Origin of the sequence: Chromohalobacter nigrandesensis (assembly GCF_023061285.1) — a bacterium.
GTDB classification, from domain to species: domain Bacteria; phylum Pseudomonadota; class Gammaproteobacteria; order Pseudomonadales; family Halomonadaceae; genus Chromohalobacter; species Chromohalobacter nigrandesensis.
Map to the genome: position 1 here is coordinate 140,243 of NZ_JAKGAM010000001.1, position 25,489 is coordinate 165,731.

Genomic DNA, 25,489 nt, shown 5'->3' on the forward strand with positions numbered 1-25,489 from the left:
ACTGCCCGCCATTTCCGCAATTACAAATCCGTTTATTACAAAAACAGGACAACACCATGAAACTCTCCCTCCTCCTCGACTGGCGCTTGCACGTCATGGTGGCGGTTGCCTCCTTGATCTCGGAAGCCATCGGCATCATCAAGATCCCCCTCGGGCCAGGCAGTTTGCTGCTGTTGCCGCTGTTTTACGCCTTCATCATCGGCCTGCTGGTCAATCCTCACCTCTTTTCGGCGACCTCGCGGCTGGTGCCGGTGAAGCTGAGTACGGCGGCGGCGCCCATCATCTTGCTGTCGATCATGCCCTTCATCGCTCGGTTCGGCTCCACGATCGGGCCTGCCATCGATCAGATACTCAGCGCAGGGCCTGCCCTGGTCCTGCAGGAGTTGGGGAACCTGGGCACCATGCTGATCGCCATGCCGTTTGCGGTACTCGTCCTGAAGATGGGCCGTGAAGCCATCGGCGCGACGTATTCCATCGCCCGCGAGCCCAACATCGCCATCATCTCCGACAAATACGGACTCAAGGGCCCCGAAGGCATCGGGGTCATGGGAGTCTATGTCGTGGGCACCATGTTCGGCACCCTGTGGTTCGCGCTCATGGCCGGTTACCTGACGACGCTCGATATCTTCGATCCCCGCGCATTGGCCATGGCCTGCGGCGTGGGCAGTGGCAGCATGGTCGCGGCCTGTTCAGGCGCCATTGCCGGGGCCCTGCCGGAAATGCGCGATGAGCTACTGGCCTTTGCCGGCGCCAGCAACCTGCTGACCTACGCCACCGGCCTGTATATTTCGCTGTTCATCGCTTTGCCGGTGGCAGAACGCATCTTCAAATGGTGTTCCGGCCGGCACGTGGCGACATCCACAGGCGCCAAGGCGACGGCCGAGCCTGACGTTGCCACGGCCCCGAGCGAGGAAGAGCGTCCCGAGCATCACCTCGGCCAGACCGCCATCGTGATGGCCGTGGTATGCGTGGTGGCCTGGGTCAGCAATACCATCAACGGCGGCTCCCTCCTGGAGGCCTTGCCGGGCATGGTGATCCTTTACGCCATGACCATGCTGGGGCTTCTCATCACGCGCTTCGCGCCCTTCTATCTGCCCGGCGTGGCCTGGGTGTCGCTGGTCAGCATCGCCGTGACCCTGCCCTGGTTCCCCGGCAACGCCTGGATCGTGGCGCAGCTTCAATCCGTGAGCTTTTTGGCCATCGTGACGCCGGTACTCGCCTATGCAGGTCTGGCGCTCTCGCCCCGCGAGTTCACCATGTTCCGCCAGGTCGGCTGGAAGCTGATCATCGTGTCGCTGCTGGTGTTCACGGGTACCTTCATCGGCTCGGCCATCGTGGCCCAGGCGCTTTTGTAACGCCATGAAAGGAGACAAGGAGACCCTGATGACGACCACCACCCCCGCGTTGTTGCGCGAATGGCGCCATGCCTTTCATCGCCAGCCGGAAACCGCGTTCGAGGAACATCGCACCAGCGCGCGCATCGTCGAGATTCTCGAGGACGCCGGTATCGACAAGGTCACCGGCCTCGGCGGCGGCACCGGTATCGTCGCCTGGGTGGACGGTCGCCATGGCGGCGAACGTGCCATCGGGCTGCGGGCCGATATCGACGCCCTGGACGTGCGCGAAGCCAACGATGTCGCCCATGCCTCGACGACGCCCGGCAAGATGCACGCCTGCGGCCACGATGGCCATACCACCATGCTGCTGGGCGCCGCTCGTACACTCGCCCAAGCGCCCGACTTTGCCGGCCGGGTGTATTTCATCTTCCAACCGGCGGAAGAAAACGAAGGCGGCGGGCGCGTCATGGTCGAGGAAGGCCTGTTCGAGCGTTTCCCGATGGAAGCCGTCTACGGCGTGCATAACTGGCCGGGCATGGCGGTCGGCGAAGCCGCCGTCCACGACACGGCGGTCATGGCGGCCTTCGATATCTTCCGCGTGACGCTCACGGGTCACGGCTGCCACGCCGCCATGCCGCACTTGGGCAAGGATGTGGTGCTGGCGGCCTGCCAACTGGTCAATCAACTGCAAGGCATCGTCAGCCGGGAAACCCCAGCGCACCAGACCGCCGTGATGAGCGTGACTCAGTTTCACGCCGGGGATGCCTACAACGTCATGCCCGAAACGGTGGAGCTGTGCGGCACCGTACGCTGCTTCGACCCCGAGCTGCGCGACCACCTCGAAACACGTTTTCGGCAGGCGATCGCGGCCATGGCCACCTTCCATGGTCTGGAGGCCGACATCGATTACCAATCGCGCTATCCGGCCACCTTCAACACTCCCGCACACGCCGCGCGCTGTGCCGAGGTGCTGGAAGCGCTGCCGGACATTCACCGGGTCCACCGCAACCTGCCCCCCTCAATGGCATCGGAAGATTTCGCCTTCATGCTCCAGCAGCGCCCAGGCGCCTATATCTGGCTGGGCAACGGCGAGGACAGCGCGGCGCTGCACAATCCGCATTACGACTTCAACGATGCCCTGGCGCCCATTGGGGTGGCGTACTGGACGGCGCTGGCGAGAACGCTTCTAGATCAGTGCGAACGGGACAAACGCTGACACGGCGGCCACACCCAACGACCGCACGCTTTTGCCATACGTTTTTCCATGCATTTTTGCCATACCTTGCGGGGCATGGCCCCGGGCCCCGATGCCCGTTTTCGGTACAAACGACTCGACGCAAACAACCAATACTCGAACGAACACTTCGCCACAACGACAAATCTGGAGTTGACATGAACATAGTCGTGATCGGTTTAGGACAGATGGGCGGCAACATGGCGATGACCCTGCATGGCGCCGGCTTCGCCGTCACGGGGACGGACGTCTCCGACGCGGCGCGGGACTCCCTGGCGGCCCGCGGGCTGAACGTCACGCCCCTGGACACCCTGCCCGAGGCCGACGTTTACCTGCTCTCGCTACCCACTTCGGCTCATGTCCGCGAGGTGATCGAATCCTCGCCCGGGCTCCTGCACCAGGTGCCAAAGAGCAGCGTCATCGTCGATACCACGACCAGCGATCCGGCCGTCACTCGCGAGCTAGCCCAGAAGGTAGTCGTGGCCGGCATCGAGTGGCTCGACGCGCCGGTGAGCGGCGGCCCAGCGGGCGCGGCGTCCGGCGCCCTCGGCATGCTGCTGGGCGGGGAGCCGGCCACCATCGAGCGGCTCGCCCCCATGCTCGAGGCGATGTCGGCGCGCTATACCCACGTCGGCCCGGCGGGCAGCGGTCATGTCGTCAAGCTGGCCAACAACTATCTCTGCGCAGCCCACCTGCTCACCACGGCCGAGGCGGTCACTCTGGCGGCCCGCGCCGGGGTGGACCCGGCGGCCTGCCTGGCCGGGCTGAACAGTAGCTCCGGGCGCAGTGCCGTCAGCGAGGTCAACTTCCCCAAGTGGATTCTTTCCGACGCCTTCGACTCGGGGTTCACGACCGGCCTGATGCGCAAGGACCTACGCCTGGCGCGCGACGCGGCCCACCACATGGAGCTCCCGCTGGAGCTGCTGGAGCAAGTCGTGGCGCGCTGGCATGACGATCCGGCCGGCCTGCCCGACAGTGCCGATTTCAATCGTATCACCGACACCATCCTGGCCCTGGCGCAAACGGATGCCCCCTTCTCCAATCAGGAGGAAACACGATGAACGCTCTCAATACCACAGCCGTCGAGCGCGTCACCGAGCTGTTGGCCACGCTGGACATGCAGGCCGACACGAATGCCGACACGCCCCTGAGCAACTGGGTCGCGGGGGAATTGGCACCCGGCCAGGGCGAGGGGATCGAGCTGCTCGACCCCGTGACCGGACTGCCGCTGATCGGTTATCTCGATGCCGGCGCCGAGCTAGTGGCCAGCGCCGTGGAAGCGGCCACCCTCGGCCAGCAGGAATGGATGTCGCTGACCGCCAGCGAGCGTGGGCGACGCATGACGGCGGCGGCCTGGGCGCTACGCGGCCATGAAGAGACCCTCGCTCAACTGGAAAGCGTGGTCGCAGGCAAGCCCATTCGCGACTGCCGGGGCGAGGTGAACAAGGTCCGCGAGATGTTCGAGTACTACGCCGGCTGGTGCGACAAGCAGCATGGCGAGGTGATTCCGGTACCCACCTCGCACCTCAACTATGTTCGCCATGTGCCGTATGGCGTGGTCGGTCAGATCACGCCGTGGAACGCGCCCATGTTCACCTGTGCCTGGCAACTGGCGCCGGCAATCGCCGCCGGCAACGGAGTCGTGCTAAAGCCGTCGGAAATGACGCCGTTCTCGTCGGTGGCAATCGCCATGTTGATGGAGCGCAGCAGCTTGCCCAAGGGACTGATCAACATCGTCAACGGCGTCGGCCCGACCACGGGCACGGCACTCACCGGCCATGACGACATCAGCAAGCTAGTGTTCGTCGGCTCCCCTGAAAGTGGCCGACGCATCGCCCAAGCAGGTGCCGCGCGTCTGGTGCCCAGCGTGCTGGAGTTGGGCGGCAAGTCGGCCAACATCGTGTTCGACGATGCCCGGCTCGACGATGCCGTGGCCGGGGCCCAGGCGGCGATCTTCGCCGCCGCGGGTCAGAGTTGCGTCGCGGGGTCTCGCCTACTGGTACAGCGCGAGGCGTTCGAGGAGGTCTGCGAGCGTCTGGCGCGCGCCGTAGAGGAAATCACCGTAGGGCTGCCCAGCAACGAAGCAACCCAGATGGGCCCGATACAGAACGCCAAGCAGTATCAGCACATCACCTCTATGATCGAGACGGCCTGCCAGCACGGCGCGCGTCTCTTGTGTGGCGGTCAACGCCCGACGAACTTGCCTACGGAAGCCGAGGGCTATTTCCTGGCACCCACGGTCCTGGCGGACGTCACGGAAGAAATGGCCATCGCCCGGGAGGAAGTGTTCGGCCCGGTGCTGGTCGTCATGCCGTTCGATACCGAAGAAGACGCCGTGCGGATGGCCAATGCCACGCGCTTCGGCCTGGCCGGCGCCGTCTGGACCCAGGACCCGGCTCGCGCCCATCGCGTCGCGGCTCGCCTGCGGGCGGGCACGGTATGGATCAACAGCTACAAGGCGATCAACGTCATGTCGCCATTCGGCGGTTTCGGCGACAGCGGCTTCGGGCGCTCCAGCGGCTTGGAAGGACTCAAGGAATACACCGTGGCACAGAGCGTATGGGTGGAAACCGCCCCCACCGCCAGCGTCGCCATGGGCTATGGCAGCGGCGTGGGCTGACAACGACAGACCGGCAGTCAGGCGCATCTGGCTGCCGGTCCTGAACCTGGCTAGCTGCCAGCCTCAATGGCCGGCCCCCTGCCGCGAGTTGAATGCCCGCATCCAGCGCTCGAGATGCCGCAATAACTGCAGGCCTGCCTTCGGCATGCGCCGACCGATCCGGGTGACGATATGCGCATGGGCCTGACGAAAGCGCTCACAATCGACGGCACGTGCCACGAGCGCACCGTCCTCCAGCTCCCGGGCGGCCGCGAAGGCCGGCAGCAGCGTAAGCGTGAGTTCAGACCTGGCGGCATGCAGCAAGACAGAAAGCGAGTTGGTCTGCATCGTGACGTGCTGCCCCAAGCCCGCCTCGCGAAAGCCCTCGTCGACCAACTGACGCACCCCGTGGCCGGTACGCCATAACGCCATGGGATGCTCGCTGAGCGCGGCGAGAGACACTTCATGCTCGGCAGCCGCCAAAGGATGCTCTGGCGACATCAGCGCCACCAGCGGCTGACGGCTGGAATGCCAGAAACGCAGTTGCGGATGCAGCCGCTCGTGATACATCAAGCCAATATGGGCCTCGTCCTCGACTACCGCCTCGATGATGTCGCTGGTACTGCCCGTATCCACATCCAGACGGACACCGCGATACCGCTCGGTAAACGTCCGCAACGGCGTATCGAGAAGATCCCCGACGAAACCCTCACCGACCGTCAGCGAGAGATGACCGGTTTCCAGCCGCTGGTAGGCATCCAGCGCCTCACTGAAGTTATCATCGAGTGCCGCGCGTTTGCGGCAGTAATCCAGCAGCATTTGACCGACTGGCGTCGGCACTACGCCTTGACGCGAACGCTCCAGCAGCGGCGCGCCAAGCGCCTCCTCGATCAATGAAAGCTGGCGACTGACCGCCGACGGCGCAATGTCCAGCCGCGCAGCCGCCTGACGTACCGACCCCGCCTCGATCGTTACCTGGAAGTACACTAACCGCTGGTGGGGAATATCCATTGCTCATAACCCGATCGATTGCCTGGCGGAACGCTAACCACAGTATCTCAGTGTCAGGCACCGCCGTCATCGCCACGCTGGTACCGACGCTCGCCCCACACACGAAAACGGCCCCAAAAAGGGGCCGTTATTCATTCATCACAACATTATTTGAAATCGGATCTACAACTTTCCCGCCCAGGCCTCGGCCGCGTTAACCAATTGCCGATGAATATGCGTGAACGCCTCGTCGCTCTTGCCGTAAGGGTCGGAGATCTCGGGGTTGGCCAGCCAGCGCCCGAACAGCATGGTCTTGCCAAACGCCGAGGGTAACAACTCGCCCACCGCGCGGCGTTGGCGTTCCGTCATCACCAGGACCAAATCCGACTCGCGCAGCATCGTCTCATCGATCTGGCGTGCCGAGTGCGCCTTGAGCGCCTTGGCAAGTTCCGGCTGATCGGCCTCCGCCAATGCGCGGGAATGCGCTTCGACGCCCTCGCCCACCCGCGCACCAAGGCCCGCCGTGGTGATCATTCTTTCGGGGTACTGCCGCTGCAACAGCGCCGCCGCCACCGGGCTGCGACAGATATTGCCCGTACATACCACCAGAATACGCTTGAACATCAACGCCGCACCCCATTTCGCTTTGCACAACGCCCTATCGTGACGCCAAGGCGCTCCAACAGGAAGATGAAAAACCTCGCCAGCCAAGCATGGTCGCGCTCATCCCCCAGCCACAAACAACAACGGCCCCAAAAGGAGCCGTCTAAAATGTCGTTCATTACCAATTCACTGCCACTAATATCTATTCACAACCTGGTGGGTGCTCTTGTAGGAGGGACTTCAGTCGCGATTGTGTTAACGCGAGCGTCACGCGATCAGTGCGTGCCTTCCTCGCGCAATTCTTCCACATCGGCTACTGTCAGTCCCGTGGCCTCGGCGATCTGTTCATCACTGAGTACACCCAGCTTGATCAGATTGCGGGCGATCTTCTCGATGCCCCGTTGTTCGCCTTTGTTTAGACCCAACTGCTCGCCTTCTTCACGACCTTCCCGTTTGGCGTCGTTGAGCAGCGACACTTCATCTCTAAGCGCCCGTTCCCGCACGAACGCCAGGCGGCGAGCTTCTTCATCGGCGCTGAGTTCGCGGATGCGGCTCATCGCTTTTTTGACCGGTTCATGGGCAATATTGGCCATGGTGAGTTCCTCCTGCCAGTGCTTGAAGAAGGTATCCAGGTTCTCCGCTGCAGCCACATTGCTGGGGTTGAGCCGTGCGGCCTGGACCATTGACAACCTTCTTGAGCCTCACTACATTGGGATATACCTATACGATATCCTAAGGTGACGGTCATGCCTCAAGGTTCCGTTTTCCAATCCAATCGCAATCAAGCCATACGTCTCCCCAAAGCAAGCGCCCTTCCTGAGGGGGTAAAGCGTGTCGAGATCATCTCCATCGGCAGGACGCGCATCATCGTCCCAGCGGGAGAATCATGGGATAGCTGGTTCGACGAACCTAGCGCCACGGCGGATTTCATGTCCACGCGTGAGCAACCGGAGGATCAGCGCCGGGAAGCGTTCTAATGCTGAAATACATGCTCGACACCAATATTTGCATTTATACGATCAAGAACAAGCCTCCCTCGATGCGGGAGATCTTCAAGCGCCACCACAGTCAGATGTGCATCAGCTCCATCACGCTGATGGAACTCGTCTATGGCGCGGAGAAATCCAGCAATCCCGAGCACAACATCGCCGTCGTCGAAAGCTTCGCAGCGCGCCTGGAAGTTCTGCCTTACGATAACGATGCCGCTGCCCATACTGGCCAACTAAGAGCCGAACTCGCAAAAGCCGGCACCCCCATCGGGCCTTACGATCAGATGATCGCGGGTCATGCACGCTCACAGGGCCTGATTGTCGTCACCAACAACCTACGTGAATTCGAGCGAGTTTCGGGTCTGCGCCTAGACGACTGGACGACTTATATCCCATGAGGCGGCTCGCCGCCCCAGAAACGAAAACGGCCCCGAAAAGGAGCCGTCTAAAACGCAGTTCATTACCAATTCGCTGCCACTAATATCTATTCACAACCTGGTGGGTGCTCTTGTAGGAGGGACTTCAGTCGCGATTGTGTTAACGCGAGCGTCACGCGATCAGTGCGCGTCTTTCTCGCGCAATTCTTCCACATCGGCTACTGTCAGTCCCGTGGCCTCAGCTATCTGTTCATCACTGAGTAAACCCAGTTTGATCAGGTTGCGGGCGGTCTTCTCGATACCCCGTTGCTCACCTTCCTGAAGGCCTTCTTGGAGACCTTCTTGGAGACCTTCTTGGAGACCTTCTTGGCGGCCTTTTTCTTCCCACCGCTCGGGCCATTGCTTGATGCGTTCTGCCAACATGTCGTGTACCTCGTGTAGATCCTGTAACTCGTTGAACTCGGGCAGTTCCATCCCCGGTGCCCGGTTGGGCAACAACACGCGGCGTATCCACACCACGAAGGCCCGGCGAAGTCCGGTTTGCTCGGGTGCCTTGAGCCACTCGACCAGCGTGCCCAGCACCTCCAGCATGTCTTGCTCGTCGCGGTTGTGCTCCAGTCGAAAGAGCGCAGCAGCCACGTTGCGCATGTGATCCGACCACTCAGGATCGCTGATGACTGCCCCTTCGTCGAGAAGCAGATAGGCCAAGTCCGGCCGGTAGCGTTCGAGCCCTCCGGGTACCTGTTCGACCAGGTCCGCCACGTTTTGTGCCGCCGTCCAGCGCCTCTCCCCATTGTAGAGCACAATCGGCAATACCGGCGGTAGCTTGCCGTTGGGGGTAAAGGCCTCCTGACGAATCAAGTCCTGATAGAGCAGTCCCAGGTAGGTCATGACTCGCACGGCCATGAATTTATCGACGCTCGACTGGAACTCGAGCAGCAAATAAACATAGAGCCAGTCGTCGCCCCAGCGCACTCGCCAGATGACATCGTCCTCGCGATCCCGCAGATCTTCGGTGATGTAGGAGCCGCTGACCTTCTCCAGTGTCGAGAAGTCGAGTTGTTCCACCCAGGCTTCCTTGACGAACCCGGTCAGCAGATCTCGCACCATCTCGGGGTGAGAGAACAACAGCTTATAGCTGTGGTCGTGAGGGTGGTGGGGGTGACTCGCCATACACGCTCCTGTCTCTATCCTAGAAGCCTACCGCGTTGCGGGCACCTGCGACAGAGAATATCGCGAATAAATTCGCTACCACTAATGTCTATTCACAACCTGGGTGGACACCCTATACGGCGTATCTTATGGGGGGCCTTCGTGAGAGGCACGCACTGACACCCTTCCTGGCGGTCCAAAGTGCTGCGGTGGTTCAAACGGGGTCCAGTGGCCCAGCCTGTATCTCGGGCGAACAGTCACGTAAAGCATGTCGTACACGATCCAACCTTACGTCTCCCGTACTCCCCTGAACCACCCGTTCCCACCATTCCCGATGCACGGCTTTTACCATCACCGGTACGGAAGGCAAGCCGAGATGCTGGGCCATGGCCAGACGATGCAGGCCGCGGTTGATCTTGAGGAGCCGCCCTTCGCGCGTAACAGCCACGCCCAGCATGTCCTTCCCGCGGGTGGAGTCGAAGCCGCGCGCGGCCATGTCATCCATGAAGCTCAAGTACACCCGCAAGAAGGTGAGAATGCGCGCTTCGCTATCCAACAAAATACCCTGCTGATGCGATGACCAGGGCTTGCCGGCCTTCAAGAGCGCCAAGTATTTATGGAAGGCTTGCGACTGGGTGAGATCCTCGCGATGGGAGGCGAGATCTTCGATGAAGCGGGTTCGGGAACTGCCACGTAAATCGCCACGGCGAAGATCCCATTCGCCCTCCCAGATGAACGCCGAGGAAGACGGTCGCAGCTTGTGGGACCACCCCTTCCAGTGAATACTCCGGATCAAAGACTTTGGATCAACGTGCAGTACCAGCGAGTCACCAAGTGATTTCTCCACCGCGCGGCGCGGCAGACCAATACGCTCAACCCAGGTGGCGCCCGGCAACGCATGCTGCCAAAGACAGAGCAAGCCGCGCTCCACGGGCACACCCACCGAGGACTGAAAGCCCTCCTTCACCGCTTTTTGCACACGAGCCCGCTGTACCGGCCAGTACATGCGCCGGTCTTCCAGTGGTGCGAAAGCGGGATCGCCCGCTGGCGGTGTCGGCAACCGGCGCTCACCAAACAGCAACGACTTCACGCCCCACCTCCCAGCCTCACCGAGAGAGGAAAAGCTACGTGTCGCTTGTGCCGTCTCGGCAAACGGCAGATAAGATACGGTTGCTCATGTTCCATGCGTCGTGCCTCATTATATGCTTCATGCTTTTAATAGTTAGCATGATAGCAATTTTAGAGCACGTTACGTAAGGCTAACGTCTTATAAAGCGACCTCTTTCACAGATTATCCCGGCCTGGCAACCAGCGCCTAGCCGACAAAACCGGGCGTTTGTAGAAACCGCGCCGCAACGGTCTCGGGCTTGAAGTCATCCAGCCATGCTTCTTGTATGACCGGTTGGGCATTGGCTGCGGCATCGCGTATCCCCGTGGCCAGGCTTTCCTCATCATGGGCGACGATACTGCTTTTTAGCTCCCCCTTGAGGATAGAGCGAATGCCGCCTGGGCAATCCACACTCAGCACCGGCGTGCCACACGCCAACGCCTCGAACAGCACGATGCCCATGCCCTCGTAGCGCGAACTCAACACAAACAGCCGTGCATGGTGCATCCAGGGGTACGGGTTCTGCCGCTGGCCGGCGAAGATCACACGCTCGGCGATGCCCAACTGCGTAACCAGTGTTTCAAGGTTGGCACGCTCTCGGCCATCGCCGACCAGCACCAGCGGCATTGCCACCTTTGAACGCGCATAAGCGCGCAGCAGTAGCGCCTGGTCTTTCGCCGGCACCATCCGCGCCACATTGACGATATAAGGCTCGGCGGGAATATCCGCCTCCGTCGCCAACATCGCCTGGCGTATGTCCCCCACGGGGCAAGGATTGAGAATGACACTCAAGCTCGCTGGCGAACAACGCCACACCGGCATCGCCTCGCGTACTGTCTCGGCAACGCCATCCGATACCGCCACCAAATGACGCCCCTGATAAAGGCAACGCGCAAACAACCACCGGCTAGGGCGTCGCTTTCTCGCCCGTAAGATATTTTCCAACACGTAGCGTGCGCGACCATCTCTAAACGTCCATACCTGCTCGAAGGTCCCCTGGCCGCGAAAGACGATCCGATCCACCCGCCCATGACGCCGCTCGAAGCGCCATAGCCATAAGCGAAACACCGCCCCACCCATGATCCCCGAGCCCAGAAACACGGCACGCTTGAGCAAAGGGTTGAGCACCCAGCGCGCGAAAAGCTCGAGAAAAAAACCGATCACTGACAAACGACATACGCGCATCAGCGGTAAATGATGCACATGCACGCTCGCGTGTGTCGGGCTTAGCGGCTTCTTGACCCGGCGAAAGCTGACCAAGTGACTTTCATGCCCCGCCTCGGCAAAGGCATCGGCCAAGTTGACGGCGACACGCTCCATGCCGCCCATCTTGAGGGAACGCACCACGACCAACGTGCGCATCAGGCCTCCATCAAGATAGTGTTTTTTGTACTACTGCTGATTGTCGAGACAGCGGATAACCGAAGGGGATCGCGCATCACTTGTAACTCCGTGATAAATACCAGGCTTAAGAGCGCGCCAACATGCGACGGCGGCGAATCTTCGGCTGTTTCAATATCAAGCGAATACGTTTTCCCCAAGGCAACGTAGCTCTCAAGGCGGCTTTTTCGATGGGCCACGGGGTCTGCTGCGAATAGGCAAGAAAGTCATCCTGAAACGGATGAACGCACCTTGCATGCCATGGCTTCACGGCCCCGATGAAATGCACGATTTGCGGCCCTCGGCTAGCGGCTTCCAGATAAGGCAGATGTTGGGTGAGATGTGCGTAGCGCTTTTCCATGGCCGCATAAGCAGTCGGCTGAAAATTCCACTCCGGCTCAAGCCGTCGCCACTTGCCATTCAATACCTGATTCAAGGCATCCTGGTCGGGATAACGAGCGGTTTCATCCGTTTGCAGACATTCCAGAGCCTTCTCGGCGACTCGCTCGCGACGCCATGCCATCAGATCCACCAGTATCACGCCAGAGTTGAAGTAGTTATCGGGGGCACCCCGGGTATGCTTGCTAGAGGAATTGCACAGGTCCATGGCTGCCGCCGCGACGTAACCTTCCAATGGCATGGACCACAACCCCGCAAGATCACCCAGCACCAGAACGTCACAATCCAGATAAATGACACGCTCGCAATCGCCCGGCAAATAGCGATGCATCAACAATGGAAGCAAAGCCGCGATACCGAAACGGCCGGTCTTCAGGCCCTGCAACTCGCGCACATCGACTTGGCTGATATGAATCGCCGCGTCGGCTTCTTCCACCAAGTCACGCAAGCGTTCCTGGGTATCTGCTTCCAGCCCTGTGGTCAGTACGAAGAAACACAGCCGCTCAGGGTTGGAGGCATTGGCAATGGCTGACGCCATCACGACGGCAGCGTAGCGCGCATAGCCTTCGTCCGCACACAGCACTATGTTCATCTTGCCGCCACCTCCGCCCCATCACGCTCATTGAACAGGTAAAAAGACATGCCCACCCCACCGACGATGATGTAGAAATACATGCCGGAGTTGAAAATCAGATACGACTCAAACATGTTGATGATGAAAAAGAACGCCCAAGTCGCTAATAGCCCCACGCCCCAGTAACGGCGACCGGAGCGGAGCAGCAAGAAGGTCCCTTTGAGGATCATCCACGTGAGGATCACCAACGCCAACATCCCCAGAGCGCCATAGGCCAGCAAAATTTCCAGATAGGAATTATGGAAATGCCCGAAGCGATTTTTCATCCAGTCCGGGAAGGGGCCTTCATCGATCAATGGTTTGCGACTCTCTGCCCCCCACCCCGTCAAGGGACGCTCGGAGATCCTCTCCAAGGCATACATCCAGGTATGGAGACGCACGCCGGTGCCATTTTTTAATGGAATCTCGTCAAAGCTGCCCGTCTCGAGCGCTTGGATAGTCGCTTGCGAGGCGTGCAACCGTTTCTCGAAGGACGGCGCCAGCGAGTACCCAAGCATCGCTAGCATACTCGCCACAGCGATAAACACCACTACACTCTTGGCGCTTAACGCCTGACGGTGACGCTGCCTGCATAGAAACACCAAGCCCACGAGCAGCAAGCCAACCAGTACGATCACCAACGCCAACCAGACCGCCCGCGTCTGTGTCACGGCAACCCCCACCAGTCCCAGTATCGTCAGGCCCAGCGCTAGGCACCACTCGGCCACTCGGGGAGGCTGCCGTAGGCAGCGGGCGAGTAAACTCCCGCCCATGATCAATACAAGGCCCAGGTAAAAAGCGGTGTGTTGAGCGTTGGTATAGCCGAAATCCACCCGATGGCCCGAAATGGCCGCCAGCCACTCTCGGGTCGTGGAGTGAATCGCCAGCGACACGAGGAACCCCACCAGAAAAATCATCAAAAGATACTTGGCCGCACGCATGGAGCCTCGCAACCACCAGGCCACCGCGATACAGAGGAATAGCTTGGAGAAATGCCTGGCGGCCTTAACCTGCTCATCGGCAAAATCAGGGAAGCGCTCTACGGCAAAGAAATACACGCCCGTTTGCAGCACGACGAACGCCAGCAGTAGAAGGAACACCCTATGCCACTTGACCGACGGCTCCGGTTCCATGCACCAGGCGATGACGAAACACAGGACGAAAACGGACTCCGCCGAGCGTGAAAGGTCAAAACTGATCAACCACGAGAAGGCGTAAATGGATAACGCCACCCAACCAACCGCTTGATTCGTCTTCTTCCATCCGGCCCGCGGCATCCACCTGCTGCTACTTTCCATCTAACGATCTACCCCTATGTCCGCGCCCCAGCCGGTTGTTACGCACGTCGAGACGAAGAAGTAGACATCCCGCATCTCACCGGCGATGTTAAAAGCGCAACAGGGTACCAGACCCCGCATACCGGGGAAATTTATAAAACGGAAACCAGACACAAAGACGCCCAGCCCCATAAGGAGGAGCCGGGCGTCTTAAGCAGGCACATTGCTAATGCTTTGACGTGCCCGCCGGCACAGAGAGCCGCCCCTCCTTTTCCATCGTTGCTGGCAGCAAATCCACCATATTGCCGTTATGGGCAAATCCCTTCACGCCTTGCTTCAAGATGGCGCAGGAACGCTGGCTATCGAGATTTCGCTCAGCGGCTTGCAGCTCGCCCAGCAGCGTTATCAGCTCTTGATGCGTCAAGGCTTCTTCCTGGGCCCGCATGATCTTGGGGTGCTTGGTCCCCACGACGTTGTCCCCGATCAGCAGCTCTTCATAAAGCTTCTCGCCGGAGCGCAGGCCACTATAGACGATCTCGATATCACCGTCAGGGTTTTCCTCGTCTCTCACTTCGAGGCCGGTGAGCTGGATCATGCGCCGCGCCAGGTCGACGATCTTCACCGACTCGCCCATATCCAGCACGAACACATCCCCACCCTCGGCCATGGAGCCGGCTTGAATGACGAGCAACGCCGCTTCGGGGATGGTCATGAAGAAACGGGTGATATCGGGATGCGTCACCGTGATCGGGCCGCCTTCCGCAATCTGACGCCGAAACAACGGCACTACCGAGCCACTAGAACCCAGTACGTTACCAAAGCGCACCATAGAGAAGGTCGTGCGATGGCCGTCTTTCAAGGCATAACGCGTGGCCAAATCCTGAAGCACCAACTCCGCCATGCGCTTGGTGGCCCCCATCACATTGGTGGGGCGCACCGCCTTATCGGTGGAGATCAACACGCAGCGTTCGACGCCCAGGCTCGCGGAGCTTTCCGCCACCACGCGAGTGCCGTGTACGTTGTTGCGCACCCCTTCCAGCACGTTGTTCTCGACGATGGGCACATGCTTATAAGCGGCGGCATGGTAAAGCGTTTGTACGCCGTAGTGGCGAATCGCCGCCTCCACCCGGTTACGGTCACACACATTGCCGAGCAGCGGCACGATGGGGAAGCTCTCCCCCATCTCGATACGCGCCGCTTCCAACTCTTGATTGATGGCGTAGAGGCCGAACTCGCTCACCTCAAACAGAATCAGGGCCTTAGGCTTACCGCGAACCACCTGACGACACATCTCGCTGCCGATAGAGCCACCCGCCCCGGTGACCATGACCACCTTATCGCGGATGCTGGCGTTGACCAGGTCATACTGTGGCGGCACAGGGTCACGCCCCAGCAGGTCCTCAAGCTCCACCTCGCGCAATTGATCGACGCTCGCAATGCCCGAGACGATCTCCGGCATGGAAGGCACGGTTTGCACACGCACCGGCACATCGACGAGGTTGTCCAACGCCTGCTTGCGTTGCGCCTTGGTGGCGCTGGGCATGGCCAACAGCACACGCTTGATGCCCAGGTCCTCCGCCACCGACTTGAAGCAGCCAGGGTTATGGACCTTTATCCCTTTGATAGTGAAGCCCCACAACGCGGGGTCATCGTCCATGAAGGCCGCCGTGTAGAACTCACGGCTATTGGCCAGCGCAAGCGTCAATTGCGCCCCCGCACCGCCGGCCCCATAGATGGCCACCGGCTCCTTCTGGGTATAGTGCTTGAGCAGCCACTGATAGTAACTGCGTACCACCAGCCGAGTACCGCCCACATACACCAAGGTCACCAAGGCAAAGTTCACCGGTACCGAACGGGGGAACGTCTCCCATCGATAAAAGAACGCCGCCGCCCACATGAGAAGCGCCAGAAGCAGCGCCCCTTTGACCACCGCCCACAGCGCCTGAGGGCCCATGAAGCGCACCACGGCGCGGTAAAGCCCCAATCGGGCAAAAATGAACACGCCGACAGGCGGCACGACCAGAAACAGCCACCAAAAAGGCTCGAGATAGCGTGCCGGCCACCACTCGGCGAGACGCAGCGCATAAGCAGACCACAGCGCCAATGGCAACGCGACAAGATCCGACGCGACCATCACCAAACGCTTCTTGGCGCGACTGAGCCCAGCAATTGACTGATGCATCCGTGTTTGGGCCATTATTCGATCCTTCTCTTGTCACGCATTCAGATGGCTCTTTTTCAAGTAACCCTTTTTCAAATAACGCTCTTGAGCAACTGAGTGACCAACGCCTGCTGACTGCAGTCGGCGCTGTGCACGACTACTTCTGCTTTATCGGGCGCTTCATAAGGGCTATTGATCCCCGTGAAGTCCTTTATTTTGCCTTGGCGGGCCTTTTCATAAAGCCCCTTGGGATCGCGCTGTTCGCAGACATCCAGCGGTGTGTCGACGTGCACTTCGATGAACTCGCCCTCATCGAACAGCTCGCGAGCGGCGTCGCGGTCCGAGCGGAACGGCGAGATAAAGGCGGTGATCACGATAATGCCGGCATCGGCAAACAGCTTGGCGATTTCCCCCACGCGGCGGATGTTCTCAGTGCGAGCGGCATCCGTCATGCCCAGGTCCTTGCAGAGGCCGTGGCGGATGTTATCACCGTCGAGCAGCATGGTGTGGTAGCCGCGCCGGTTGAGCTCCACTTCCAGGTTATTGGCAAGGGTGGATTTCCCCGACCCCGAGAGCCCCGTGAACCAGATGCATTTGCCGGTGTGGCCCTTGATCTGGGCGCGCATCGTCGGCGTGACGCTGCTGCGGTTCCAGACGACCTCCGCCTGACTGTCATTCGCGCGGTATTCATAGGGAAGCTCGGTATCCAGCATGCGGTGCACCATCCCCGCGCCCACGGTGACGTTGGTCAGCCGGTCGATGACGATGAAGCTGCCGGTGCCCGGGCTGACGCGGTAATCGTCTACCGGCAGCGTGCCGGCTACTTCGATGCGGCAGCGGCCGATGGCATTAAGGCCCAGTGTGTCGGCAGCGTGATGCTCGAGCGTGTTGACGTCGACCTGATAGTCGATCTGGCTCACCTTGCCGGCGAGACCCCGGGTGGCAAGCTTGAGATCGTAGAGCTTGCCGGGCTCCAGAGCGGTGTCGTGCATCCACACGATGTCCGCCTCGAAGGCGTCGGCCAGCGGCACCTCGGCGTCGGCGGCCACCAGCCAGTCGCCCCGCGAGATGTCGATCTCGTCGTCGAGCGTGACGGTGATCGCCTGCCCCGGATAAGCTACCTCGAGATCGCCGTCGAAGGTGACGATGCGCGCGACCGTGGAACGCTTGCCCGAGGGCAGCACCTTGACCGCCTGGCCGGGCCGCAGGATGCCGGCCTCGAGCGTGCCGCAGTAGCCGCGGAAGTCGAGGTGCGGGCGATTGACGTACTGCACCGGCAGGCGCAGGTCCGTCAGGTTCTGGTCGTGAGCGACCTCGATGGTCTCGAGCAGCTCGAGCAGCGGCGTCCCGGGTTGGCCATCGACGCGGTACCAGGGCGTATTCTCGCTGCGATTGACGACGTTGTCGCCTTCCAGCGCGGAGAGCGGCACGAAGTGGATGTCGGGCGCATAGAGCTTGGCGGCGAAGTCCCGATACTCAGCGACGATCTCGTCGAAGCGCGCCTGGGAATAGTCGACCAGGTCCATCTTGTTGACCGCGATCACCAGGTGCTGGATGCCCAGCAAATCGGCGATGAAACTGTGCCGCCGGGTCTGGGTCTGCACGCCGTGACGCGCATCGATGAGAATCACCGCGAGGCTGGCGGTGGAGGCCCCGGTGGCCATGTTGCGGGTGTACTGCTCGTGGCCCGGCGTATCGGCGATGATGAACTTGCGCTTATCGGTGGAGAAGTACCGATAGGCGACATCGATGGTAATGCCCTGCTCGCGCTCGGACTGCAAGCCATCCACCAGCAGCGCCAGATCGACCTTATCGCCGGTGGTGCCGCTGGTCTTGGAGGCCTGGGTGATGGCGGCGAGCTGGTCCTCGTAGATCATCTTGGAATCGTGCAGCAGCCGCCCGATCAGGGTCGACTTGCCGTCATCGACGCTCCCGCAGGTGATGAAACGGAGCAGGTCTTTGCGCTCGTGTTCTCTCAAATACGCTTCGATGTTTTCCGAGATCATCGGTGAGGCGTGTGACATGGTCTTATCCCTTAGCCTTAAGCTGGAAGCTTGAAGCTGGAAGAAACCCCAACCCCTTCAGCCTACAGCTTATTCATTCGTTGGTGAGCCTGCCGATCAATGCCGAAAGCATGGCGGCAACCTCACGTGTTTCCTGTAACCACCGGTTTCCACAGGCTTTATCGATGTAGCCAATGTCGATACCGATGTAGATCTGTGTTCTGAGTTCAGCGCAAGATCCCTTGGCAATCAGCAGGAAGTGGCGCTTGTCTTTGGGCGTCCCTCGCGTCATGCCTTCTGCAATGTTGCTGGGTACCGAAAGCCCGGATCGCGTAATCTGATCCTTGAAGCCGAAGTCACGCAGATCGCGCATCGCTTTATAAAGCTCTGCCGACAATCTGGCGGAGCGCTTCCAAACCTGAAGTTTTTCGAAGTCCATAAGATGTCTGTTTTGCTTTTTCTTCCAGCTTCCCGGACAAGCTTGAAGAGCGCCGCTGCGCGGCTGGAAGCTTGAAGCTGGAAGAGACCCCAAGGTCAAAACCACGCCCCAATGGCAGGCGGTAGTGGTTTTTCTTCCGGCTTCTAGCTTCCAGCTTCCGGCTCTTCTGAGCCTTCGGCTCAGAAGTACCCCTCCCGCTTCTTGCGCTCCATGGACCCCGCTTGGTCTTTGTCGATCGTACGGCCGGAGCGTTCGCTGGTCTTGGTCAGCAGCATTTCTTGGATGATCTCGGGCAGCGTGTCGGCGTGGGATTCCACCGCGCCGGTGAGCGGGTAGCAGCCCAGCGTGCGGAAGCGCACCCATTTTTCTTCGGGGACTTCGCCTTCTTCCAGCGGCATGCGCTCATCGTCAACCATGATGTCGACGCCGTCGCGCTCGACTACCGGGCGCGGGGCGGCGTAGTACAACGGGACGATGGGAATCGATTCGAGGTAGATGTACTGCCAGATATCCAGCTCGGTCCAGTTGGAGAGCGGGAACACGCGAATCGACTCGCCCTTGTCGATCTTGCCGTTGTAGATGTTCCAAAGCTCCGGGCGCTGGTTCTTGGGGTCCCAGCGGTGGTGCTTGTCGCGGAAGGAGTAGACACGCTCCTTGGCGCGCGAGGCTTCTTCGTCGCGGCGCGCACCGCCGAAGGCGGCATCGAAACCATGCTTGTCCAGCGCCTGCTTGAGGGCCTGGGTCTTCATGATGTCGGTGTGCTTGGCACTGCCGTGATCGAACGGGTTGATACCGGCCTCTACCCCTTCCTGATTGATGTGCTCGATCAATTCCATGCCCACCTCGTCCGCCATGCGATCGCGGAACTCGATCATCTCGCGGAACTTCCAGGTGGTGTTGACATGCATCAACGGGAACGGCGGCGTGCCGGGATAAAACGCCTTGCGCGCCAGGTGCAGCATCACCGACGAATCCTTACCGATGGAGTACAGCATCACCGGATTGGCGAACTCGGCGGCCACCTCGCGGATGATACGGATCGACTCCGCCTCGAGTTGCTTGAGGTGGGTTTGGCGTTCGGGGGTGAGTTCGGTCATAGAGTATCCGGAAATTCAGGTTCAGTGGCGATAGAGAGTACTTTAGCTGGAAGCTGAAAGCTTGAAGCTGGAAGTAACCCCAACACCGGCTTCGAGTGGTTTTCCTTCCAGCTTAAGCCCGCGTAGCGGGCGTTCTTCCAGCCGCGAAGCGGCGCTCTTCAAGCTTGAGTTTAAAACCCCCACACCAGGGGTATGAGGCCGATGACGATAATACCGGTCAGCAGGCTCATCGGCGCACCGAGGCGTAGGTAGTCGACGAAGCGGTAGCCGCCGGGGCCGAGGACCATGAGGTTGGTCTGGTAGCCCAGCGGGGTCATGAAGCTGGCGGAGGCGGCGAACATGATGGCGATGACGAAGGGCATGAAGTTCACGCCTAGTTGATCGGCGACGGCGCTGGCGACGGGGAACATCAATACGGCGGCGGCGTTGTTGGTGATCAGTTCCGTGAAGATCACCGTCAGCACGTACACCATGGCAAGCGCTACCCAGGGCGGTAAGCCGTCCCCCAGCAGTAGCCATTGGGCGATTTGCTGTGCCGCGCCGGTTTTATCCATCGCGTTGCCCAGGGCGAACGAGGCGGCGATGACGATCAATACCGAGAGTTCCAGATAACGGCGTGCCTTGCTCGCGGTGACGCAGCGCAACGCCAGCATGGCGCCCCCGGCGAGCAACGCGGCTTCGAGAATGCTCAACAGCCCCGTAGCGCTGACCAGCACCATGGCGCCGAGAATGCCCAGCGCCCAGGGCGCCTTGCGGAAGTCCGGCGGCGTGGAGTCGTTGAGCGCGCTGACCAGCAGGAAGTCCTTACGGTACTGGTATTGCGAGACGAATTCCTGGGCGGTTTCCAGCAGCAGCGTATCGCCCACCTGGAGGCGGATATCCCCCAGCTTGCCGGGCAAACGGCGCCCGTGGCGGGAGATCGAGATGATCACGGCTTGGTAACGCGAGCGAAAGCGGGACTCGCGCACGGTTTGCTCGATGCCGGTGAAGTCCGGCCCGATCACGGCTTCGACCAGGCAGCGCCGGTGATGGGCGATATCCAGCTTGCGCACGTCGCCGTTGGCAGGCCGCAGGCCATGAATGCGGCGCAGCTCGCGTGCGCTCTCCGGCGCGCCGACGAAGACGAGAATGTCGTCGGCTTGCAGCTTGGTTTCCGGCGGCACGGCGGTCATCAGCTCACCCGCGCGCTCGATATCCGCCAGGTAACCATGCGCCAGGCTACGCAAGCCGGCGTCGGCGATGGTCTTGCCTTCCAGCGGCCCCTTGGGGATCACGCGAACTTCGACGGAATACTCACGCGCCTGCTCGAGCTGTTCCAACGCACCCTGGCGATTGGGGAGCAAACGGTCCGCCATCAGGTACAGAAAGCCCCCGGCGATGAACACCAGCGGCACGCCGACCCAGGCCAGTTCGAACATATGCAGCGAAACGCCCCGCTCGCTCTGCAACAAGCCATCGACGACCAGGTTGGTGCTGGTGCCGATCAAGGTGCAGGTGCCGCCGAGTATCGAGGCGTAGCTGAGCGGCAGCAGCAATTTAGAGGTCGGCAACCGCAGGCGCGCCGCCCATTCCTGAATGGCGGGGATGAACATCGCCACCACGGTGGTGTTGTTCATGAAGGCGCTCAGCCCCGAGGCCGGGAGCAACACCCGCAACTGCGCCTGGCGGAGGCGCTTGGGCTGCCCCAGCAGGCGATGGGCGATCCACTGAATGGCCCCGGTTTCCTTCAGCCCCGCCGCGACCACATACAACGTCGCGATGGTCATCACGCCCGGGTTGGCAAACCCCGCCAGCGCCTCGCCGGGGGTCAGAATGCCGCTGATGACCAGAAAGGCCAACGCCCCCATGAGGACGACATCCGGAGCGATACGGGTCGCCACGAGCGTGGCGAGCACCGACAGAACGGTGGCTAATGTAAGATAAGCTTCCAGTGGCATGTCAGGCGCTGGCCAGGCCCATTACCTCACGCAGTACATCACAGGTCTTGTCGATCTCTTCTGACGTTAGCGTTGGATGACAAAGAAACATCAAGCTGGTCTCGCCCAACTCACGCGCAACGGGCAGCGGCTTGCCGGGGCGCCCGCCCTGATCGCCTGAATAGCCATCGAACGCCTTCTCACGGTAGACCTCCGAACAGGAGCCGGAAAAGCATGGCACGCCACGAGCGACGATTTCCTGTTGGATGCGATCACGATCCCAGCCGGCCGCCAGGCGTTCAGGCTCGATGAATACGTAGCACTTGTAGGCGGCGTGTTCGAGGTGCTTGGGTAACTCAGGCACTCGCAGCCCTGGGCATTCGGTAGCGGTTTGCCAGATTCGCTGGGCGTTGGCTTGGCGGGCCGCTTTCCACGCTGGCATACGTTGGAGCTGAATGCGCCCGATAGCCGCCTGCATTTCCGTCATACGCCAGTTGGTACCGAAACTCTCATGCAACCAGCGAAAGCCGGGGGGATGCTCACGCTCGTAGACCGCCTCCCAACTCTTGCCATGATCCTTATAGGCCCACATGCGACGCCATAGGGCTTCATCATCGGTCGTGACCATACCGCCCTCACCGCCTGTGGTCATGATCTTGTCCTGACAGAACGACCAGCAGCCGATGTGGCCAATAGAGCCGACACTTCTACCCTTGTAGGTAGCGCCATGGGCCTGAGCACAATCTTCGATTACATAAAGCCCATGCCGCTCTGCCAGCGCCATCAATTCATCCATCTCGCAAGGCCAGCCTGCCAGATGCACAGCAATAATCGCCCGCGTATTGGGCGTGATTTTCTCGGCAACGGTCTCGGCCGTGATGTTCTGCGAATCGCGATCTACATCGGCAAACACCGGCACGGCACCAGCAGTCACGATACTGGAGGCCGACGCGAGAAAGGTACGCGAAGTGACAATGACTTCATCACGCCCTCTCCCCTCGTTTTCGCCAATACCCAGTCCTTTCAAGGCCAGGTCAAGCGCCGTCGTGCCATTAGTCAAAGCGACCGCGTACTCAGTACCGGCGAAGGCCGCAAACTCGCGCTCGAATTCACGACCTTCAGTCCCTGTCCAATAATTCACTTTGTTGGAAAGCAACACACGCTGCACCGCCTCGGCTTCTTCTTGAGTAAAGGAAGGCCAAGGCGAGAAAGGTCCATTCAGCATTTCAACATCCATTCAAAGTATTCAAGATGCTAAGCGTAGCCCATGGCAATCATTTCATCACCGACCGCTTTGCCAAGCCAGATCACTACGAAGATTTAAGTATTAGGGTTAAATATCAAAATAAGCACCTACCACCAAAACTTCTCAATGCTAATCTTTATCGCCAATAAATGACACCAAATGCTTCTGCGGCCTCATAACCCACTTCTGAACCAAAGACGCGAGCGCGGTCTCTTACAGCTTTAATGCTTCTCGGATGTGGGTATTCGCGAATTTCATCTTTGTAAACACTCAAGGCATTCAACTTTCTATCGAGCCAATTACTAATATCTAAAAAAGCATTGGGGATAAATCGGTCCGTATGGCACGCCATTCCCCACTCCGTTGATGAATTTACATGATAGGTAAATAACCCTTTAACACAACAGCTCGGAGTGGGTCGTACGGCCACCAAGACGGATTGGAAAACAACCTTATGATCTAAATTCACATCATAAGGATGATGCGTGAAAACAAATTCATACCCGCCACCTGAAATCAGGTTTTGCAAGTGTGAATTCAACTCGATATGCGGAACCTCATCTAAGCGCATATCAGGGTAATCCCAATGAAATATTTGGCTCACTCCCAGAGATTCACCTGCACCAACAAGCTGTGAGTGCCTTAGCTTACTGGCCTCTTCGTTCTGGCCATACTGTGCTGCATTGCCTTCAGATACGATCAGCACATGGCTTTCACCACCAGCATCAGCATTGGCGGCGAGCAAACCTCCACATCCCAAGACCTCATCATCCGGGTGAGCCCCAATTACAAGGATACGCTTCCCTAGAAGTTCTTTCACCTCGTTTCCCCTTCCCTATACGCTAGCATGGCTTCCAATTTCGCCACTCGCTGCTTAAGCTCGTGAAGCTCATCTTCCACACGATAATTAAAAACATCGCCTAAATCAAAATAAGATAGTGGCAGCGATTTTCCTTCTATCTCAAAAGAACGCAAAAGCAAGCAGTTATCAGCAGCACGAACAACTAGAGCACTATCCTGCTTTGCGAGAATCTGTCCTGAACGCCCCACTCTCTCAGGCCCATCATAGATATCACAATCCCAGACGACGACCTTGTTTCCCTTGTAAAAAAAGTAAGCGCCTGGATATGGTGCTGAAGCAGCTCTAATCAAGCAATCAACATCTTTAGCAGGTAAACAAAAATCTATAAAACCATCTTGTGGCGTTCTTTTTCCACGATAGCTTGCCTCTTCACAATACTGAGTAGTTTCTACAACTTCCCCAGCGACTATCTGTTCATGCAGATCAATAAAAGCATTGCTTAATGCTTTAGCAGCCAACTGGTAAACATCCATAGCTTTAGGCCGCTCGGGAATATCGAAACGCTTTTGTACCAAAATCGGCCCATCATCGACTTTAGAAGACATTTTAAACAAGGTAACAGCACTGCTATCAGCCCCATCAAGTATAGTCCATGGAATCGGCGCCCTGCCACGACGCTGCGGCAAAGGCGTAGGATGGCTCCCTACAACAAAGCCAGAAACCACTGAAAGCGCTTGACTTTTAAGTATCTGACTCCAACCTAAAACAAAGAGATAGTCGGGATTAAAATTTCTCAGCTCATCCAATGTCTGATGTGAGTTGATATCATTCGTTTCAATAACTGGGATACCTGCCTCATACGCTAAGCCATGAAGATCACGGTAATCAGAAACAGTCTCACTAAACGAAGTAGGCAATGTCACTAGGCCAGTGATATTGACACCATTCCTAATCAAACATTTTAACGAAACTTCACTTTCTAAGTTTGCACCAACACAGACAATTCTCGGCCTCATCATTTCCCCCACTCATCATCACTAGGTGGGTGTGTATCAGCACGGCCAGACACTACCAAAAGAACAGTTTTTATCAAAATGATCAGATCCCACCAAACTGAAAAATTATCAATATATTCCAAATCGTATCGGATACGCTCTCCCCAAGGAATGGATGTGTTCCCCGAAATCTGAGCCAAACCAGTTATTCCCGGGCGCACGCTAAATCGACGCTTTTGCTCATAAGTCATTTTATCTACATCATCGCGCACGGTCGGCCTTGGACCAACCAGCGACATAGACCCACCAATTACATTAAGAATCTGTGGCATTTCATCAATTTTGAATTTCCGAAGAAAATGACCACCTCTAAAGACACGTGAATCTTTTTCCATGGTAGTAGCGCTCGACGACCTCTGACTTATATACATTGTTCGAAATTTGACAATATAAAACTCTTTCTCATTCATCCCCACCCTGCGTTGACGAAAGAACACCGGACCAGGGTCATGTAATAATATTATTATGAAAGACAAGACCCATACAGGTGAGGTGACAAAACAAATAGCCAGTCCAGCGAAAACATCAAAAAACCTTTTCATAAACACCTAACAGGAAATATATAATCCAAATATTAGCAACGCACACCCTCAGGGTTAGTGCACACCCTTATCACCTATCGACAAGCTAAGCTAATCGGCCAACGACTCAGCAAAAGCCCGATGGCCGACATCATCAAATCAAAGGTCCGTTTGATAGTCGCCTGGCCGCG

At 58.9% G+C, this 25,489-nt stretch carries 23 protein-coding genes; 6 read left to right on the plus strand and 17 right to left on the minus strand.

From position 1 onward, the window contains the following. Nucleotides 1-56: 56 nt before the first annotated feature. The 4 genes from L1073_RS00700 to L1073_RS00715 all read left to right on the plus strand — a co-directional run bounded on the left by L1073_RS00700 (nt 57) and on the right by L1073_RS00715 (nt 5,191). The gene (locus tag L1073_RS00700) at nt 57-1,355 is read left to right on the plus strand and encodes a DUF3100 domain-containing protein (protein ID WP_246896281.1); all 1,299 of its coding nucleotides are present in this window, start codon (nt 57-59) and stop codon (nt 1,353-1,355) included. A gap of 28 nt (nt 1,356-1,383) precedes the next feature. Next, nucleotides 1,384-2,553: a M20 aminoacylase family protein gene (locus L1073_RS00705; RefSeq protein WP_246896283.1), complete on the plus strand. Its 1,170-nt coding sequence runs from the start codon at nt 1,384-1,386 to the stop codon at nt 2,551-2,553. A gap of 176 nt (nt 2,554-2,729) precedes the next feature. Continuing rightward, nucleotides 2,730-3,632 (plus strand): NAD(P)-dependent oxidoreductase, encoded by a 903-nt coding sequence (locus L1073_RS00710; RefSeq protein WP_246896284.1) that lies wholly within the window; start codon nt 2,730-2,732, stop codon nt 3,630-3,632. Continuing rightward, nucleotides 3,629-5,191 carry an aldehyde dehydrogenase family protein gene (locus L1073_RS00715; protein WP_246896285.1) on the plus strand — a complete coding sequence of 521 codons (1,563 nt, stop codon included), beginning with the start codon at nt 3,629-3,631 and terminating at the stop codon, nt 5,189-5,191. Before L1073_RS00710 ends, L1073_RS00715 begins: the two co-directional genes overlap by 4 nt. Before the next feature lie 63 nt (nt 5,192-5,254). Here L1073_RS00715 and L1073_RS00720 read toward each other — a convergent pair whose 3' ends face one another. The 3 genes from L1073_RS00720 to L1073_RS00730 form a co-directional block, all read right to left on the minus strand. Next, on the minus strand, nt 5,255-6,181 hold the full coding sequence (locus L1073_RS00720; RefSeq protein WP_246896287.1) for a LysR family transcriptional regulator: 927 nt from the start codon (nt 6,179-6,181) through the stop codon (nt 5,255-5,257). A 162-nt stretch (nt 6,182-6,343) separates the two neighbouring features. Next, complete coding sequence (locus tag L1073_RS00725) at nt 6,344-6,784, minus strand: low molecular weight protein-tyrosine-phosphatase (protein WP_246896289.1); 441 nt, start codon at nt 6,782-6,784, stop codon at nt 6,344-6,346. A 254-nt stretch (nt 6,785-7,038) separates the two neighbouring features. Then, complete coding sequence (locus L1073_RS00730; protein WP_246896290.1) at nt 7,039-7,446, minus strand: hypothetical protein; 408 nt, start codon at nt 7,444-7,446, stop codon at nt 7,039-7,041. 63 nt (nt 7,447-7,509) lie between these two features. Here L1073_RS00730 and vapB point away from each other — a divergent pair, with 63 nt between their 5' ends. Together vapB and vapC are read left to right on the plus strand one after the other, a co-directional pair. Beyond that, a complete protein-coding gene (gene vapB, locus L1073_RS00735; protein WP_246896293.1) occupies nt 7,510-7,740 on the plus strand; it encodes a type II toxin-antitoxin system VapB family antitoxin in 231 nt (76 codons plus the stop codon). Continuing rightward, the gene (gene vapC / locus L1073_RS00740) at nt 7,740-8,150 is read left to right on the plus strand and encodes a type II toxin-antitoxin system tRNA(fMet)-specific endonuclease VapC (protein ID WP_246896294.1); all 411 of its coding nucleotides are present in this window, start codon (nt 7,740-7,742) and stop codon (nt 8,148-8,150) included. Before vapB ends, vapC begins: the two co-directional genes overlap by 1 nt. 159 nt (nt 8,151-8,309) lie before the next feature. Here vapC and L1073_RS00745 read toward each other — a convergent pair whose 3' ends face one another. From L1073_RS00745 to L1073_RS00810, 14 genes are all read right to left on the minus strand, one after another. Continuing rightward, nucleotides 8,310-9,302, minus strand: coding sequence for an Rpn family recombination-promoting nuclease/putative transposase (locus L1073_RS00745; RefSeq protein ID WP_246896296.1), 993 nt, complete (start codon nt 9,300-9,302; stop codon nt 8,310-8,312). A gap of 193 nt (nt 9,303-9,495) precedes the next feature. Beyond that, nucleotides 9,496-10,371 carry a hypothetical protein gene (locus L1073_RS00750; protein ID WP_246896298.1) on the minus strand — a complete coding sequence of 292 codons (876 nt, stop codon included), beginning with the start codon at nt 10,369-10,371 and terminating at the stop codon, nt 9,496-9,498. Nucleotides 10,372-10,596: 225 nt separating this feature from the next. After that, a complete protein-coding gene (locus L1073_RS00755; protein ID WP_246896300.1) occupies nt 10,597-11,751 on the minus strand; it encodes a glycosyltransferase in 1,155 nt (384 codons plus the stop codon). A gap of 106 nt (nt 11,752-11,857) precedes the next feature. After that, nucleotides 11,858-12,760, minus strand: coding sequence for a glycosyltransferase family 8 protein (locus L1073_RS00760; protein ID WP_246896302.1), 903 nt, complete (start codon nt 12,758-12,760; stop codon nt 11,858-11,860). Then, on the minus strand, nt 12,757-14,013 hold the full coding sequence (locus tag L1073_RS17285) for an O-antigen ligase family protein (RefSeq protein WP_246896304.1): 1,257 nt from the start codon (nt 14,011-14,013) through the stop codon (nt 12,757-12,759). Before L1073_RS17285 ends, L1073_RS00760 begins: the two co-directional genes overlap by 4 nt. Nucleotides 14,014-14,284: 271 nt before the next feature. Further along, the gene (locus L1073_RS00770; protein WP_246896306.1) at nt 14,285-16,255 is read right to left on the minus strand and encodes a polysaccharide biosynthesis protein; all 1,971 of its coding nucleotides are present in this window, start codon (nt 16,253-16,255) and stop codon (nt 14,285-14,287) included. 56 nt (nt 16,256-16,311) lie between these two features. Further along, entirely contained in the window at nt 16,312-18,243 is a 1,932-nt protein-coding gene (gene cysN, locus L1073_RS00775; RefSeq protein ID WP_246896307.1) for a sulfate adenylyltransferase subunit CysN, read from the minus strand. 73 nt (nt 18,244-18,316) lie between these two features. Continuing rightward, nucleotides 18,317-18,661 (minus strand): four helix bundle protein, encoded by a 345-nt coding sequence (locus L1073_RS00780; protein ID WP_246896309.1) that lies wholly within the window; start codon nt 18,659-18,661, stop codon nt 18,317-18,319. 179 nt (nt 18,662-18,840) lie between these two features. Further along, on the minus strand, nt 18,841-19,758 hold the full coding sequence (cysD, locus tag L1073_RS00785) for a sulfate adenylyltransferase subunit CysD (RefSeq protein ID WP_246896310.1): 918 nt from the start codon (nt 19,756-19,758) through the stop codon (nt 18,841-18,843). A gap of 170 nt (nt 19,759-19,928) precedes the next feature. Further along, nucleotides 19,929-21,695: an SLC13 family permease gene (locus tag L1073_RS00790; protein ID WP_246896312.1), complete on the minus strand. Its 1,767-nt coding sequence runs from the start codon at nt 21,693-21,695 to the stop codon at nt 19,929-19,931. A 1-nt stretch (nt 21,696) separates the two neighbouring features. After that, the gene (locus L1073_RS00795) at nt 21,697-22,899 is read right to left on the minus strand and encodes a DegT/DnrJ/EryC1/StrS family aminotransferase (RefSeq protein ID WP_246896314.1); all 1,203 of its coding nucleotides are present in this window, start codon (nt 22,897-22,899) and stop codon (nt 21,697-21,699) included. A gap of 157 nt (nt 22,900-23,056) precedes the next feature. After that, nucleotides 23,057-23,740 carry a PIG-L deacetylase family protein gene (locus L1073_RS00800; protein WP_246896316.1) on the minus strand — a complete coding sequence of 228 codons (684 nt, stop codon included), beginning with the start codon at nt 23,738-23,740 and terminating at the stop codon, nt 23,057-23,059. After that, complete coding sequence (locus tag L1073_RS00805) at nt 23,737-24,741, minus strand: methionyl-tRNA formyltransferase (protein ID WP_246896317.1); 1,005 nt, start codon at nt 24,739-24,741, stop codon at nt 23,737-23,739. Before L1073_RS00805 ends, L1073_RS00800 begins: the two co-directional genes overlap by 4 nt. Further along, entirely contained in the window at nt 24,738-25,319 is a 582-nt protein-coding gene (locus L1073_RS00810) for a sugar transferase (protein ID WP_246896318.1), read from the minus strand. The genes L1073_RS00805 and L1073_RS00810 overlap by 4 nt, the downstream gene beginning before the upstream one ends. Nucleotides 25,320-25,489 lie beyond the last annotated feature (170 nt).

Coding starts and splice junctions, on each gene's coding strand:
- L1073_RS00790 (WP_246896312.1), bottom strand. CDS start 21,695: ATGCCACTGGAAGCTTATCTTACATTAGCCACCGTTCTGTCGGTGCTC.
- L1073_RS00705 (WP_246896283.1), top strand. CDS start 1,384: ATGACGACCACCACCCCCGCGTTGTTGCGCGAATGGCGCCATGCCTTT.
- L1073_RS00795 (WP_246896314.1), bottom strand. CDS start 22,899: ATGCTGAATGGACCTTTCTCGCCTTGGCCTTCCTTTACTCAAGAAGAA.
- L1073_RS00745 (WP_246896296.1), bottom strand. CDS start 9,302: ATGGCGAGTCACCCCCACCACCCTCACGACCACAGCTATAAGCTGTTG.
- L1073_RS00760 (WP_246896302.1), bottom strand. CDS start 12,760: ATGAACATAGTGCTGTGTGCGGACGAAGGCTATGCGCGCTACGCTGCC.
- cysD (WP_246896310.1), bottom strand. CDS start 19,758: ATGACCGAACTCACCCCCGAACGCCAAACCCACCTCAAGCAACTCGAG.
- L1073_RS00720 (WP_246896287.1), bottom strand. CDS start 6,181: ATGGATATTCCCCACCAGCGGTTAGTGTACTTCCAGGTAACGATCGAG.
- L1073_RS00700 (WP_246896281.1), top strand. CDS start 57: ATGAAACTCTCCCTCCTCCTCGACTGGCGCTTGCACGTCATGGTGGCG.
- L1073_RS00805 (WP_246896317.1), bottom strand. CDS start 24,741: ATGATGAGGCCGAGAATTGTCTGTGTTGGTGCAAACTTAGAAAGTGAA.
- L1073_RS00810 (WP_246896318.1), bottom strand. CDS start 25,319: ATGAAAAGGTTTTTTGATGTTTTCGCTGGACTGGCTATTTGTTTTGTC.
- L1073_RS00715 (WP_246896285.1), top strand. CDS start 3,629: ATGAACGCTCTCAATACCACAGCCGTCGAGCGCGTCACCGAGCTGTTG.
- vapC (WP_246896294.1), top strand. CDS start 7,740: ATGCTGAAATACATGCTCGACACCAATATTTGCATTTATACGATCAAG.
- L1073_RS00730 (WP_246896290.1), bottom strand. CDS start 7,446: ATGGTCCAGGCCGCACGGCTCAACCCCAGCAATGTGGCTGCAGCGGAG.
- vapB (WP_246896293.1), top strand. CDS start 7,510: ATGCCTCAAGGTTCCGTTTTCCAATCCAATCGCAATCAAGCCATACGT.
- L1073_RS00710 (WP_246896284.1), top strand. CDS start 2,730: ATGAACATAGTCGTGATCGGTTTAGGACAGATGGGCGGCAACATGGCG.
- L1073_RS00725 (WP_246896289.1), bottom strand. CDS start 6,784: ATGTTCAAGCGTATTCTGGTGGTATGTACGGGCAATATCTGTCGCAGC.
- L1073_RS00770 (WP_246896306.1), bottom strand. CDS start 16,255: ATGGCCCAAACACGGATGCATCAGTCAATTGCTGGGCTCAGTCGCGCC.
- L1073_RS00755 (WP_246896300.1), bottom strand. CDS start 11,751: ATGCGCACGTTGGTCGTGGTGCGTTCCCTCAAGATGGGCGGCATGGAG.
- cysN (WP_246896307.1), bottom strand. CDS start 18,243: ATGTCACACGCCTCACCGATGATCTCGGAAAACATCGAAGCGTATTTG.
- L1073_RS00780 (WP_246896309.1), bottom strand. CDS start 18,661: ATGGACTTCGAAAAACTTCAGGTTTGGAAGCGCTCCGCCAGATTGTCG.